A 13349-nucleotide genomic window follows, 5' to 3' on the forward strand; every position below is an offset into this window, starting at 1 on the left:
CAACGTCAGACCGCGCGCTGCAACGCGGCGCGTCGTTCCCACAGCGCTGCCGCGACGAACGCGGCGACGCAGACGACCAGCACGCCGATCAGCGCGTTGCTGCCGAGTTGCTCCATCAATGCGCCGGCGACCAGCGGACCGCCGAAGCTTGCGGCGCTCCACGACGCCGACACGAGCGAGCTCGCGGTGACGAGCGCCGCGCCGCGAAAGCGTTCGCCGCACGCGACGAGCGACAGCGTGTAGATGCTGCCGGCCGCCGCGCCCAGCACGAACAGCAGCGGCCAGCATAGCCACGGGTTCGCGATCACGAACGGCAGCAGCGGCAGGCCTGCGAGCACGATCCAGCCGGCGCCGAGGTGCACGCGTTCGCGGCCGAGCTTGTCCGCGAGCCAGCCGATCGGGAACTGCATCGCGGTGTCGCCGAACAGCATGATCGACGCGAGCAGCACGGCGGTCGCGCTCGCGACGCCGTGATCCATCGCATAGAGCGGCAGCAGCGACAGCGCGAGCGTATCGAACAGAGCGAAGAAGCCCGTGCCGATGATCAGCGCGGGCATGCGCGGCAGCACGGCGAACCAGCTGTCGTGCGCTGCGTGATGTGCGTCGTCGCCGGCGAGCGGCGCGCGCCGGATCGTCGCGAGCGCCGGCAGCGCGAGCAGGAACAGCGCGCCGCACAGCGCGAAGCGGATGCGCGTCGCGCCGGCGATCTGGCTGACGAGCACCGGGCCCGCCATCTGGAACAGCGTGAAATTGGTCGCGTAGATCGCGACCACGCGGCCGCGTGTCGAGTCGTCGGCGAGCTGGTTGACCCATGCCTCGCCGATCGTGAACAGCAGCATCAGCGCCGCGCCGCACAGCACGCGCAGCGCGCCCCACACGATCAGGTTCGACGTGAACTGCATCAGCGCGGTGGCCGCGGCGAGCAGCACGACCGACACGACGATCGCGCGGCGCGCGCCGATGCGCCGTGCGAGCGCGGTGACGAACGGGACGATCGCGAGGCCGCCCAGGGCCTGCGCGGCCGTCAGCATGCCGACGACGTTGGTGCCGTGTCCGGCTTCGGTCAAGGCGAGCGCGGTGAGCGGCATCGTGGCGCCGGTGCCGAGACCGACCACCGCGACGCTGAGGATCAGCGCGAGGAAATCACGATTGAGAATGGCTTTCATCGGCCGCGATGCTACACCGTGGCCCCTGAAAGGTCCATGAAGGCCGTCAGGATCGAATGGGGTTGCGTGCGCAACGATCGCGGCGGCGCGCGGGCGCGGACGCGCGCCGTGCCGCCGCGCACGCGTCATACGTATCCGGTCGGCCCGCTCACCGGGCGGCGTTCGAGCGACGCCGACCACAACGTGAGCGCGAGCGCGGCGACCGCCATCGCCGCACCGACCCACGGCAGGTTCACGAGCGACACGCCGGAGCCGATCGCCATCCCGCCGAGCCACGCGCCCGTCGCGTTGCCGAGGTTGAACGCGCCCTGGTTCAGCGTCGACGCGAGGTTCGGCGCGTCGCTCGCGCGATCGACGATCAGGATCTGCAGCGGCGGCACGATCGCGAACGCGAGGATGCCCCAGACGAAGATCGTCGCGAGTGCCGCGAACGGCAGGTGCATCGTGCCCGCGAACAGCGCGAGGACGATGCCGATCAGCGCGAGCGTCGCGATCAGCGACGGCATCCGGCGCCAGTCGGCGAGCTTGCCGCCGAGCGTGCCGCCGACGGTCAGGCCGAGACCGAACAGCAGCAGCACGTAGGTGACCTGGCGCGGCGAGAAGCCCGTCACGTCCTCGAGGATCGGCGTGATGTACGTGAACACGCTGAACAGGCTCGCCGACGCGAGCACGCTGATGCCGAGCACCATCAGCACTTGCGGGTGCTTCAGCACGCTGAATTCGCGCGTGATGCTGCTGTCGGGCATCGCGAGGTGCTTCGGCAGGCATACCGCGAGCGCGGCGGCCGCGGCGATGCCGATGCCGGTGACGGCCCAGAACGTCGCGCGCCAGCCGTACGCCTGGCCGAGCGCGGTGCCGAGCGGCACGCCGAGCACGTTCGCGAGCGTGAGGCCGGTGAACATCAGCGCGATCGCCTGCGCGCGGCGGTTCGGCGCGACGAGGTTGCTCGCGACCACCGAGCCGATCCCGAAGAACGCGCCGTGGCAGAACGCCGTGACGACCCGCGCGGCCATCAGCACCGCATAGCCGGGCGCGATCGCGCAGAACAGGTTGCCCGCGATGAACAGCCCGATCAGGCCCATCAGCGCGCGCTTGCGCGGCATCTTCGCGGTGACGATCGCGAGGATTGGCGCGCCGATCGTCACGCCGAGCGCGTAGCCCGACACGAGCATCCCGGCGGCCGGGATCGATACGCCGAGGTCGCGGGCGACGTTGGGCAGCAGCCCCATGATCACGAACTCGGTGGTACCGATTCCAAATGCGGCGACGGCAAGGGCGAAAAGAGGTAATGGCATCGCGGTGGGCTACGGAAAAGGCCGCGGCCCGAGATCGGCGCGGCATGCGCGGAAGGGGCGGGGCGAGGAGATATCAGCCGCGATTCTACTTCAGTGAAAACCCCTATGCTCGGGGTCAAAATGGTTGTTGCCGGCGTGCGACGGGTGACGGCCAAGATGCGCCCAAAGTGTGGGATTTGGCTGTGCTCAGTGCTCAGTGCTCAGTGCTCAGTGCTCGGCGCTCGGCGCTCGGCGCTCGGTGGCAAGGCAAGGGCGAGAGCGAGGGCGAGAGCGAGGGCGAGAGCGAGGGCGAGGGCGAGGGCGAGGGCGAGGGCGAGGGGAGGCGTAATATCGGGTCGGAGCAAGACCGGCGAAGCGGCCGTTCCGCGCCTCGTGCATCCCGTCAGCGGTCGGACAGGGCGCCGGTGGGTGTCGAGCCGGAGCGGTCGTCAGGTGCGGCAAGCTCGGGCGACGGCGACGGCGACGGCGACGGCGACGGCGACGGCGATGATCCGCCGGTCGCGCCGGATGCTGCGTTGCCATCGGCGACCCCGGCCGCCGACGCATCCCAGCCGTTTTCGAACAGGCACGCCTCGATCGGCATCCGCGCGGCCCACCGCTCTTCCTCGAGCATCGGTTTTGCATAGAACGCGTCGACGTGCCCGACGCACAGCACGGCGATCGGCTTCGCACCTGCAGGCATGCCGAGCAACGTGCGCAGCGCGTCGACATCGAACAGCGACACCCAGCCCATCCCGAGCCCTTCGGCGCGCGCGGCGAGCCACATGTTCTGGATCGCGCAGGCGGCCGACGCGAGGTCCATCTCCGGCAGCGTGCGGCGGCCGAACACGTGGCGCTCGCGGTCGTCGGCCAGCGCGACGACCAGCAGTTCGCCGCATTCGCGCACGCCTTCGACCTTCAGCCGCATGAATTCGTCCTGCCGCTCGCCGAGCGCGTCGGCGGTTGCGCGGCGCTCGGCCTCGACCAGCGCATGGATCGCGGTGCGCAGCGCGGGATCGGTGATGCGGATGAAGCGCCACGGCTGCATGAAGCCGACGCTCGGCGCGTGGTGCGCGGCGCGCAGCAGCCGCGCGAGCGTGGCCGGATCGACGGGTGCCGGCGTGAAGTGGCGCATGTCGCGCCGTTCGAAGATGGCGCGGTAGACCGCGGCAATGGCGGAGTCGTCGAAACGCATGAGCGGCAGAAGCAGGGGGAGGTCGGCGCAACGATAGCAGACGCCGCGCGCGCAGCGTTACATCAGTCGAAATAAATTGACGAATCGTTTGATGGATCGCGTGCGCTCAGGCGCTGCGCCAACGCCGTGCGGAACGACGTGGCTCAGCGCCCCGTCGTGACGACGTTGGTCGGCGTGCCGGCGTGCCACGCCTCGATGTTCAGCAGCGTCGTGTGCGCGATCTCGGCGAGCGCCTCGCGCGTGAAGAACGCCTGGTGCGACGTGACGATCACGTTCGGGAACGTCAGCAGGCGCGCGAGCACGTCGTCCTGCAGCGGCAGGTCGGAGTGATCTTCGAAGAAGAGGCCGCTTTCCTCCTCGTAGACATCGAGCCCGAGATGGCCGAGCTGGCCGCTCTTGAGCGCGTCGATCAGCGCCGGCGCATCGACCAGGCCGCCGCGGCCGGTATTGATCAGCATCGCACCGTGCTTCATCCGCGCGAGCGTCTGCGCGTTGATCAGATGGTGCGTCGACGGCAGCAGCGGGCAGTGCAGGCTGATGATGTCGGCATGGTGCAGCAGTTCGTCCAGCTCGACGTAGCGCGCGCCGTACGCGATCAGCTCCTCGTCGTACGGCGGCATCGAGTGTGCGAGCACATGCATCCCGAAGCCCATCATGATCTTCGCGAACACGCGGCCGATCAGGCCCGTGCCGATCACGCCGACGGTCTTGCCGTGCAGGTCGAAGCCGAGCAGGCCGTTCAGCGAGAAGTCGCCTTCGCGCGTGCGTGCGACCGCGCGCGGCAGCCGGCGGTTGAGCGCGAGGATCAGCGCGACCGCGTGTTCGGCGACCGCATGCGGCGAATATGCGGGCACCCGCACGACCGCGATGCCGAGCCGCTCGGCGGCCGCCAGGTCGACATGGTTGAAGCCGGCCGAGCGCAGCGCGATCAGGCGCGTGCCGCCGTCGGCGAGCCGTTCGAGCACGGCCGCGTCGACGGTGTCGTTGACGAACGGGCAGACGACCTCATAGCCGTGCGCGAGGATCGCGGTTTCCGCGTCGAGGTGCGACGGCTGGAAGTGCAGCCGATAACCGAATGACCGATTGGCGGCGGTGAACGATTCGTCGTCGTACTGCCGGCTGCTGAACAGGATCACGCGCACGCTGCACCTCCGATGGCTGTCGCGTGCAGTTTACTGCAGGCCCGTCTGCCGGCCCGCGACGATCTCGGCGCGATCGGGCGTGTGCAGGAAGCCGTAGCCGGTCCGCTCGCGGGCCGTCTGCGCGCCGAAATGCTCGAGCGCATGCTCGACGAAGCTGCGCGTGCGGGCCGGCACGTACTGGCGGTTCGGGTAGACGAGCGACAGCTGCGCGTCCGGGTCGTCGATCCGGTAAGCGGGCAACAGCCGCACCAGCGTGCCGGTGGCGAGTGCGTCGGCGACGCTCGGCTCGGGCAGTACCGCGATGCCGGACCCGGCGACGGTTGCAGCGTGCACGAGCGCCAGCTGGTTGACCGTGCAGGTCGGGCGCACCGTGACCGAATGCGTGACGCCGTCGTGGCCGACCAGCCGCCACGCGGGCGCATGCTGGTGCGGCGCGAGCGCGACCCAGTCGTGGCCCGGCAGGTCGTCGGGTGCGCGCGGCTCGCCGCGCCGTTCGAGATAGGCGGGCGCCGCGCAGGCGACGAACGGGTTCGGCGTGAGCGCGTGGCCGATCAGCGTCGGGTTGCCGTCGAGCCGGTTGCCGGTCACGATGCCGACGTCGTAGCCCGAATCGAGCACGTCGAGCGGCCCCTCGGCGACGGTGAGCTGCACGCGCAATTCGGGGTAGCGGTGCCGGAAACTGCTGACGAGCGGCGTCAGCGCGAGCGGCGACAGCAGGCCCGATGCGACGACGCGCAGCGTGCCGGCCGGCTCGCGCACCGCGTGCGCGACGGATGCCTCGAGATGGTCGAATTCCTCGAGCAGCGCACGGCAGCCGTCGAGGTAGCGCAGGCCGGCCTCGGTCAGCGACAGGTTGCGCGTGGTGCGGTGGATCAACCGCGTGTTCAGGTGAGACTCGAGCATCGCGATCGAGCGCGTGACGAGCGCGTTGGACACGCCTAGATGGTGCGCCGCGCGCCGGAAGCTCTGCTGCTCGGCGACGCAGACGAACACACGCATGGTCTGAATCTGGTTCATGGCTCGCGAATTTCTGGCCCGGTTGATTGATTTTGGTTGGGATTTTTCGTCAAACGACCTGGAAAACCGTCGCGCAACCCCCGGGTCTCGTTCGTCTCGAAAAATCGGTTTTCGATTCTGCAGACGATTGTTCATTACGGAAGCGATATCGTCAACCTGAGAAAAGGGGCGGCTTGCGTAAAATCGAAATCGCGGGTATCGATTTAACGGATCGGCGGCGCTGGCATGCGCCTGGGTTAGTCCGGCGTGTATTCGGAAGGTCCGCCTTGTATTTTAATATTGCTCATATAAATCAATGTGTTGATGCGGTCTGGATGCGACGTCGTGCGGTAATGGGTGAAATCGCTCACCAATAGATGCTGCGATAGTGGATGTTTTTGTGCCGGTCTGGTTTTCGTGTGCCGATGCCAGTCGCGCGATTTTTATCGTGGTGACCGGTATTCCGGTAGATGCATGCGGCATGCTGAACACGGGCGTCAGGATGCGCATCTCAATATTGCCGGAGAAAATCGCGGGCATCGACCGTCCGTTGGAACCGTTTCGCATGCGGCCGGCAATGCCGCGGCAATACGAAACCCGGTCGTGCGACGCGGGCGCGGCCGGCTGGCCCGGTCCGTCGACCGGGCCAGCGTCACGCTGTCCGGGCGCGCGTGCCTCTTGCGCACGGGCGCGGAACGCGGAATGATCGATCAGTTCGCCGTGCCGTGCGGCGAACGACGTCCGAGCGTTTTCTCCGTTCCTCTTTTACCAGCCATGTCCATCGATTACTCGCCGATTCCCTGTCCCGTCGTCGTGCCGCTCGACGCGATCCTGCCTGAAGAACCGCTGCTGATGATGGGGGCCGGCCCGGTCCCGATCCCGGCCGCCGTCGCGAAGGCGAACACGATCGTGATCAACCACCTCGGCGCGACGATGGCGAAGATCATCGAGCAGGTGAAGGAGATGGCGCGCTACGTATTCCAGACCCGCACGAAGTGGGTGCTCGGCGTCGCCGGCCCCGGTTCCGCCGCGATGGAAATGGCGATCTCGAACCTCGCGTGGCGCGGCACGCGCGTGCTGTCGATCCGCAACGGCTTCTTCAGTGCGCGGATGGCCGAGATGGCCACGCGCGTCGGCGCCGACGTCGCCACGCTCGAAGTGGCCGACCGCTCGGTCGCGAGCCTCGACGAGATCGCGGACGCGATCGCGCGCGAGCGGCCCGAGATCGTCACGATCGTGCAGGGCGAGACGTCGAACACCGTGTGGAACCGCGAGCTGCGCGACATCGCGGCGCTCGCGAAGGCGGCCGGCGCGCTGGTCGTCGTCGACGCGGTGTGCACGCTGTCGACGATGCCGCTCGAGATGGACGCGTGGGGCATCGATGCGGTGATCACGGGCGGCCAGAAGGGGCTGTCGTCGATTCCCGGCGTATCGCTGATCGCGTTCTCGGACGCCGCGTGGGACCGGATGAAGCAGCGTCCGGAACCGAATGCGCACTGGTGCCTCGACATGGCGCTCGCGGAGAACTTCTGGCACAACGCGGGCTACCACTACACGGCGCCGGTGTCGGGCGTGCTCGCGCTGCACGAGGCGCTGCGGCTCGTCTGCGCGGAGACGCTCGAAAGCCGCTTCGCGCGCCACCTGCGCTGCTCGCTCGCGTTGCAGGCGGGCGTCGAGGCGATGGGGCTCGCGCTCTATGCGCCGAAGGACTGCCGGCTCAATTCGGTGGTCGGGATCGAGACGCCCGAAGGGCTCACGCCCGGGATGGTGTGCGGCCATATCTCGAAGCAGTACCAGGTCGAGATCTCGGGCTCGTTCGGGCTGCCGATCGTGCGGATCGGGCAGATGGGCGAACAGTGCCGCGAACACAACCTGTTCCGCACGCTGCATGCGTTCGGCCGCACGATGATCGACCTGAAGGTGCCGGTGGACCTGCCGGCCGGCGTGGCCGCGCTCGAGCAGGAATTGTCGCAGCGGGGCGCGTAAGCAGGGAGACGGTGATGCGTGCCGGGTGCGCGCTGCGCCAGCCGGCACGTTGAAGGTGCGCGCGGGGCTCAGCCGCCCTGCATCGCGCGCCGGTACGCGTTCGGCGTCGTGCCGTGCGCGTCGCGAAAGCGATGGCTGAAGTGGCCGGCGTTCGCGTAGCCGCATTCGGCCGCGACCTGCGCGAGCGGCAGCGCCGTCGTGCGCAGCAGCAGGCGCGCCCGCGCGAGCCGCTGCTCGGCCACCCACGCGTGCGGCGCGCGGCCGAACGACAGCCGGAACATCCGCGAGAAGTGATATTCGGACAGCGCGGCGACCTCCGCCAGTTCGCCGAGCGTCAGCGGTTGCGACAGGTAGCTGTCGATGTAGTCGCGCACGCGGCGGCGCACGGCCGGCGCGAGTCCGCCGCGGAACGGCACGTCGGTGCGCGTCGTGCTCTGGCCGCGCAGTAGCAGGCTCAGTACGTCGTGCGCGGCCTCGTTCACGCGCAGCCGCCCGTCGGCATCGTCCCAGCGCTCCAGCGCGAGCGAACGGAACTGCGCCGCGACGCGCGCATCCTCGAAATAGGTGCGGTCGGCGAGCTTCAGCTCGCGCGGCTCGCGATCGAGTTCGCGGATCGCGCGCTGCGTGAAGTGCTCGGGCAGGAAGTACAGGTGGATGAAGTGCATCTCGCCGCGCACCCACCAGCGCGATTCATGGTCCCCCGGCAGCGTGCACAGCAGGCTCGGCGCGCCGTAGCGCGGCACGCGTTCGCGCTCCGTCCGGTAGCCGCCGTCGAGATAGCACGACAGCGTGTGGTGGCCCGGTTGTTCGTAGATCGTCTCGCTTTCGTCGGTGATGCGCGTCCATTCGGCGATCGCGAGATGATCGCCGAGCCACGTGAAGCGCTCGAGCGTCGCGTTCGCCTCGGCGAGCGTGCGGCACACCGACTGCAGGCCGAACGGCATCGCACCGCCGGCAAGGGCGGCGGCGTGATCGGCGGGCGGGGCGTACAGGGGCGGACTCATGGTGCGACGAGTATAAGCGCGCGCGCGACGCGCCGTGCGGCCGCCCGAAAAAGACCGCAATTCCGGACAATCCGCGCGGGCGGGGCGGCGGCACAGTCTGAGTCCGTTTCACTCGTTTCGCTTCGTTGCCGCCATGAACCTGTCGCTTTATTTCGTCACCGTGCTGATCTGGGGCACCACCTGGATCGCGATCAAATGGCAGCTCGGCGCCGTGCCGCCGCCCGTGTCGATCGCGTGGCGCTTCTGGCTCGCGGCCGCCGTGCTGTTCGCGCTGCTGCGCGTGATGCGCCGGCCGGTGCGTCCGCCGCGCGAGGCGTGGCGCTACCTCGTCGCGCAGGGCTTCGCGTTGTTCTGCCTGAATTTCCTGTGCTTCTACTACTCGGAGCAGGTCGTGCCGAGCGGCCTCGTCGCGGTGATCTTCTCGACCGCGCCGCTCTTGAATTCGATCAACGGCCGGCTGTTCATGGGCCGCCCGCTGCGGCCGTCCGCGATTGCCGGCGCGCTGCTCGGGCTGACCGGCATCGCCTGCCTGTTCTGGCAGCAGATGGCCGGCCACCTCGACGATCACGCGACCTGGACGGGCCTCGCGATCGCGTTCGCGGGCACGATGTGCTTCTCGGCCGGCAACCTGCTGTCGAGCCGGATGCAATCGATGGGGCTGCATCCGCTCGCGACCAACGGCTGGGCGATGCTGATCGGCGCGGCGATCCTGACGGTCGGCAGTGCGGTGGCCGGGCTGCCGTTCATGATCGACCCGAGCCCGCGTTATCTCGGCGCGCTCGTCTATCTGGCCGTGCCGGGCTCGGTGATCGGGTTCACCGCGTACCTGACGCTCGTCGGGCGGATCGGGCCGGAGCGCGCGGCGTACTGCACGGTGCTGTTCCCGATCGTCGCGCTGGCCGTGTCGACGGTCTTCGAGGGCTACCAGTGGTCGCCGCTCGCGGTGATCGGGCTGCTGCTCGTGCTGGCCGGCAATCTTGTTGCGTTCGACCTGACGCGCCGGTTGTTCCTGCGCGTGGCTTGACCGGGGCATCAGGCACTCTTGCGCATTCGCGGAGACGGTGCTGCACGACGAAGTCGCCGATCTGGTGCTGGGCGGTTTCCCGCTCGTCACGACCGAGCTCGATCGCTACGTGCTTTCATTCGACGGTGCGCCGTTGGCCGTGGCCGTCCTGCATGGCTTGCCGCTGAAGAACCTTGGCGGCGACGGTGCGTTGTCGACGATCGTGCCGTACGACGTTCCGCAGCAGTGGTCGCTGGCCGTCCACCGGCATCAGCGGCGGGTCGACGGGTTCCTGTACATGTCCCGCCATCTGAACACGTCGGAAGCCCTCGTGCTCTTCGATCGTGCCGAACCCAAGCTCTCGCTCCGGGACGCCGTTCCGTTCCGGCGTCATCCTCAAGCCGTCCGCGTGCTGCGCGACTTCAACGTGTTGCTGCGTTGAACGGCGTTGCGCGCGCGGCAGCACGACTCACGCCGCCGCGCCGCTCCCGGCGAGCCGCGCCTGCCGCTGGTACAGCACCATCGACAGCGCGACGCCGGCCGCCGCGGCCACCGCCGCGAACAGGAACACCTGCGGATAACCGAACGCACCGGCCACATAGCCGGCGAGCGGGCCCGTGATGCCGAGCGACAGGTCGAGAAACACCGAATACGCGGACAGCGCCGCGCCGCGGCTCGCCGGCGGGACGAGCGCCACGGCCTCGACGCCGAGCGCCGGGAAGATCAGCGCGAAGCCGAAGCCGGTCAGCGCGGCGCCGACGAGCGCGACGTGCGGCACGGGTGCGAGCCACAGCAGCAAGAGGCCCGAGCATTCGAACGCGAACGACACGATCGCGACGCGGAAGCCGCCGTGGGTCTTGATCGTATTCGCGAACAGCAGCCGCGCGCCGATGAACAGCGTGCCGAACACGGTCAGCGACAGCGCGGCGTTCGGCCAGTGGCGCGCCGCGTAGTACAGCGTGACGAAGGTCGCGATCGAGCCGAAGCCGGCCGAGCCGAGCGCGAGGCCGAGGCCGTGCGGCAGCACGCGCGTAAACACGCTCGCATACGACATCCGTTCGCCGTGCACGAGCGGCACGGAAGCGATCAGGCGCGCGAGATAGAAGCCGATCGCGGCGAGCGCGATCACGATCACGCCGATCAGCGCCGGATTCAGCGTGTGCGCGATCGCGACGCCGACCGGCGCGCCGAGCGCGAGCGCCCCGTAGGTCGCGATGCCGTTCCACGAGATCACCTTCGCGTTGTGCGCGACGCCGACCCGCCCGATGCCCCACAGGATCGCACCGGTGCCGCACAGGCTCTCGCCGACGCCGAGCACGAGCCGGCTCGCGACCAGCAGCACGAGGCTCGCGACCGGCCAGTGAGCCAGCAGCAGCGCGACGAGCAGCAGCACGCCCGACACGCCGCAGCCGATCAGCCCGCGCAGCACCGTCTGCTTCGGCCCGAGCGTATCGGCGAAGCGCCCGGCGAGCGGGCGCGACGCGAGCGTCGCGAAATACTGGACGCTGATCGCGCCGCCCGCGACGATCGCGGAAAAACCGAGGTCGTCATGGACGAAGCCCGGCAGCACCGCGAGCGGCAGGCCGATGGTCAGATAGCAGATGAACGTGAAACAGACGACGGACACGATTTGCAGCGTGACGGCAAACCCGGTGCGCGGCGGTGTGGCGGAATCGGTTGACATGGGGTCGGATCGAATGGGCGAAACGGAGCGGAAAGCGGCGAAAAACGGAATCGGGATTTTCCCATGGAACCGGTTTTCACGCAGGTACCATTTAGTTAATCGCGACCCATTTTCATCGTCGAAGAATGGCTGACGGACCGCTGCGGGCAGGCCGGAACCCAGGCCGGGCAAGGCGCCCGACGCCTGCCGGGCGGCCGCGGCGCGCATATCGCGGCAGTTATATGGGCCCCATGCGTGATGGGCTATGGGTTGCGGAATTTGACGGTGATAGCGTGCAAACTGTCAGAGAAACGTCGGTCGAGCGCCCCGCGCAGGCCGCCTTGCCCCCACCGGAAGAACGATAGAGACATGAGTGAGCCGATCCGCTTCTACCATCGTCACGCGGTCCGCGAAGTCAGCGGCGCGGACGTCACCCGCACCGTGCTGCAGTACCTGCGCGAGGATGCGCACTGCACCGGCACCAAGGAAGGCTGCGCGGAAGGCGACTGCGGCGCGTGCACGGTCGTCGTCGGCGAGCTGACCGACACGGGTACGGTCGCGTTCAAGGCCGTCAATGCCTGCATCCAGTTCCTGCCCACGCTCGACGGCAAGGCGCTGTTGACGGTGGAAGACCTGCGCCAGCCGGACGGTTCGCTGCATCCGGTGCAGCAGGCGATGGTCGATTGCCACGGCTCGCAATGCGGGTTCTGCACGCCCGGTTTCGTGATGTCGATGTGGGCGCTGTACGAGAAGCACGGCCATGAAGGCTGCGCCGGCACGTGCGCGAAGGCGAAGGACGTGCCGACGCGCACCGAGATCGCCGATGCGCTCACCGGCAACCTGTGCCGCTGCACCGGCTATCGCCCGATCGTCGATGCGGCCGTGCAGATGTTCGGTGCGCCGGCGCCGACGGCACCGGTCGATACGGCCGCGCTGGCTCGCACGCTCGCGTCGCTCAAGCGTGACGACACGTTCGACTACACGACGCGCGACGGCGCGCGCTTCGCCGCGCCGCGCACGCTCGACGCGCTGGCCGCGCTGAAGGTCGAGCGCCCGGATGCACGGCTGCTCGCCGGCAGCACCGACATCGGCCTGTGGGTCACCAAGCAGATGCGTCGCCTCGACGACCTGATCTACGTCGGCCAGATCGCCGAACTGCGGACCGTCGTGCACGGCGACGACTGGATCGAGATCGGCGCGGGCGTGACGGTCGAGGACGGCTATGCGGCACTCGCCGGCACGTATCCGGAACTGACCGAAATGTGGAAGCGCTTCGCGTCGCTGCCGATCCGCAACGCGGGGACGATCGGCGGCAACGTCGCGAACGGCTCGCCGATCGGCGACTCGATGCCGGGCCTGATCGCGCTCGGCGCGCGGGTCGTGCTGCGCGGCGGCGACACGGTGCGCGAGCTGCCGCTCGAGGCGCTCTACACCGGCTATCAGCAAAAGGACATGGCGCCGCACGAATTCGTCGTCGGCCTGAAGGTGCCGACCCGCACCGGTGCGCGCGCGAAGCTGCAGTTCCGCACCTACAAGCTGTCGAAGCGCTTCGACTCCGACATTTCGGCGGTGTGCGCGGCGTTCGCGTTCATCGCGGACGGCGAGCTGATCCGCGAGCCGCGCATCGCGTTCGGCGGGATGGCCGCGACGCCGAAGCGCGCGACGCATACGGAGAGCCTGCTCGACGGCGCGCAGTGGCACGAAGCCACCGCGCAGGCCGCGATGCAGGCGCTCGAGCGCGACTACCAGCCGCTCACCGACATGCGTGCGACGAGCGCGTATCGCCTCGATACCGCGAAGAACCTGATGTACCGATTCTGGCTGGAGACGCGCCCGCACGACCCGCTGCCGCCGCAGGCGCTGAACGTGCGTGAAGTGGCCGCCGAAGTTGCCGACGACGCGGCGCGCGTCTGACGAGGG

12 protein-coding genes are annotated in these 13349 nt (G+C 68.9%); 4 read left to right on the plus strand and 8 right to left on the minus strand.

The features are described from left to right. Positions 1-5: 5 nt before the first annotated feature. The 6 genes from DIE02_RS11130 to DIE02_RS11160 form a co-directional block, all read right to left on the minus strand. Positions 6-1166: an MFS transporter gene (locus DIE02_RS11130; RefSeq protein ID WP_124488715.1), complete on the minus strand. Its 1161-nt coding sequence runs from the start codon at positions 1164-1166 to the stop codon at positions 6-8. Positions 1167-1291: 125 nt separating this feature from the next. Beyond that, positions 1292-2461, minus strand: coding sequence for an MFS transporter (locus DIE02_RS11135; protein WP_124488716.1), 1170 nt, complete (start codon positions 2459-2461; stop codon positions 1292-1294). A 382-nt stretch (positions 2462-2843) separates the two neighbouring features. Then, positions 2844-3635 (minus strand): 5,6-dimethylbenzimidazole synthase, encoded by a 792-nt coding sequence (bluB, locus tag DIE02_RS11145; protein ID WP_124528996.1) that lies wholly within the window; start codon positions 3633-3635, stop codon positions 2844-2846. Positions 3636-3778: 143 nt separating this feature from the next. Next, positions 3779-4777, minus strand: coding sequence for a 2-hydroxyacid dehydrogenase (locus DIE02_RS11150; protein ID WP_124522820.1), 999 nt, complete (start codon positions 4775-4777; stop codon positions 3779-3781). A gap of 30 nt (positions 4778-4807) precedes the next feature. Further along, positions 4808-5794, minus strand: coding sequence for a LysR family transcriptional regulator (locus tag DIE02_RS11155; protein ID WP_044844114.1), 987 nt, complete (start codon positions 5792-5794; stop codon positions 4808-4810). Positions 5795-6067: 273 nt separating this feature from the next. Next, on the minus strand, positions 6068-6313 hold the full coding sequence (locus DIE02_RS11160; protein ID WP_124522822.1) for a hypothetical protein: 246 nt from the start codon (positions 6311-6313) through the stop codon (positions 6068-6070). A gap of 234 nt (positions 6314-6547) precedes the next feature. Here DIE02_RS11160 and DIE02_RS11165 point away from each other — a divergent pair, with 234 nt between their 5' ends. Next, positions 6548-7759, plus strand: coding sequence for an alanine--glyoxylate aminotransferase family protein (locus tag DIE02_RS11165; protein ID WP_124488721.1), 1212 nt, complete (start codon positions 6548-6550; stop codon positions 7757-7759). 68 nt (positions 7760-7827) lie between these two features. Here the strand turns inward: DIE02_RS11165 and DIE02_RS11170 are convergent, their stop codons facing one another. Continuing rightward, entirely contained in the window at positions 7828-8763 is a 936-nt protein-coding gene (locus tag DIE02_RS11170; RefSeq protein WP_044844116.1) for an AraC family transcriptional regulator, read from the minus strand. A gap of 133 nt (positions 8764-8896) precedes the next feature. Here DIE02_RS11170 and DIE02_RS11175 point away from each other — a divergent pair, with 133 nt between their 5' ends. Further along, complete coding sequence (locus DIE02_RS11175; protein WP_124488722.1) at positions 8897-9787, plus strand: DMT family transporter; 891 nt, start codon at positions 8897-8899, stop codon at positions 9785-9787. Between the two features lie 7 nt (positions 9788-9794). Further along, the gene (locus tag DIE02_RS11180; RefSeq protein WP_260434441.1) at positions 9795-10208 is read left to right on the plus strand and encodes an RES family NAD+ phosphorylase; all 414 of its coding nucleotides are present in this window, start codon (positions 9795-9797) and stop codon (positions 10206-10208) included. 27 nt (positions 10209-10235) lie between these two features. Here DIE02_RS11180 and DIE02_RS11185 read toward each other — a convergent pair whose 3' ends face one another. Beyond that, entirely contained in the window at positions 10236-11450 is a 1215-nt protein-coding gene (locus tag DIE02_RS11185; RefSeq protein WP_124528998.1) for an MFS transporter, read from the minus strand. A 348-nt stretch (positions 11451-11798) separates the two neighbouring features. Between DIE02_RS11185 and xdhA the strand changes: the two genes are divergently transcribed. After that, positions 11799-13343, plus strand: a complete 1545-nt coding sequence (gene xdhA, locus DIE02_RS11190) for a xanthine dehydrogenase small subunit (protein WP_124488724.1) — start codon at positions 11799-11801, stop codon at positions 13341-13343. Positions 13344-13349: the final 6 nt, after the last annotated feature.

The organism is Burkholderia sp. Bp8991 (genome assembly GCF_003853795.1).
Classification (GTDB): Bacteria; Pseudomonadota; Gammaproteobacteria; order Burkholderiales; family Burkholderiaceae; genus Burkholderia.

Bases quoted from the DNA above. Each gene is read 5' to 3' on its own strand.
- DIE02_RS11130 (WP_124488715.1), bottom strand. From the start codon at position 1,166: ATGAAAGCCATTCTCAATCGTGATTTCCTCGCGCTGATCCTCAGCGTC.
- DIE02_RS11135 (WP_124488716.1), bottom strand. From the start codon at position 2,461: ATGCCATTACCTCTTTTCGCCCTTGCCGTCGCCGCATTTGGAATCGGT.
- bluB (WP_124528996.1), bottom strand. From the start codon at position 3,635: ATGCGTTTCGACGACTCCGCCATTGCCGCGGTCTACCGCGCCATCTTC.
- DIE02_RS11155 (WP_044844114.1), bottom strand. From the start codon at position 5,794: ATGAACCAGATTCAGACCATGCGTGTGTTCGTCTGCGTCGCCGAGCAG.
- DIE02_RS11160 (WP_124522822.1), bottom strand. From the start codon at position 6,313: ATGCCCGCGATTTTCTCCGGCAATATTGAGATGCGCATCCTGACGCCC.
- DIE02_RS11165 (WP_124488721.1), top strand. From the start codon at position 6,548: ATGTCCATCGATTACTCGCCGATTCCCTGTCCCGTCGTCGTGCCGCTC.
- DIE02_RS11170 (WP_044844116.1), bottom strand. From the start codon at position 8,763: ATGAGTCCGCCCCTGTACGCCCCGCCCGCCGATCACGCCGCCGCCCTT.
- DIE02_RS11175 (WP_124488722.1), top strand. From the start codon at position 8,897: ATGAACCTGTCGCTTTATTTCGTCACCGTGCTGATCTGGGGCACCACC.
- DIE02_RS11185 (WP_124528998.1), bottom strand. From the start codon at position 11,450: ATGTCAACCGATTCCGCCACACCGCCGCGCACCGGGTTTGCCGTCACG.
- xdhA (WP_124488724.1), top strand. From the start codon at position 11,799: ATGAGTGAGCCGATCCGCTTCTACCATCGTCACGCGGTCCGCGAAGTC.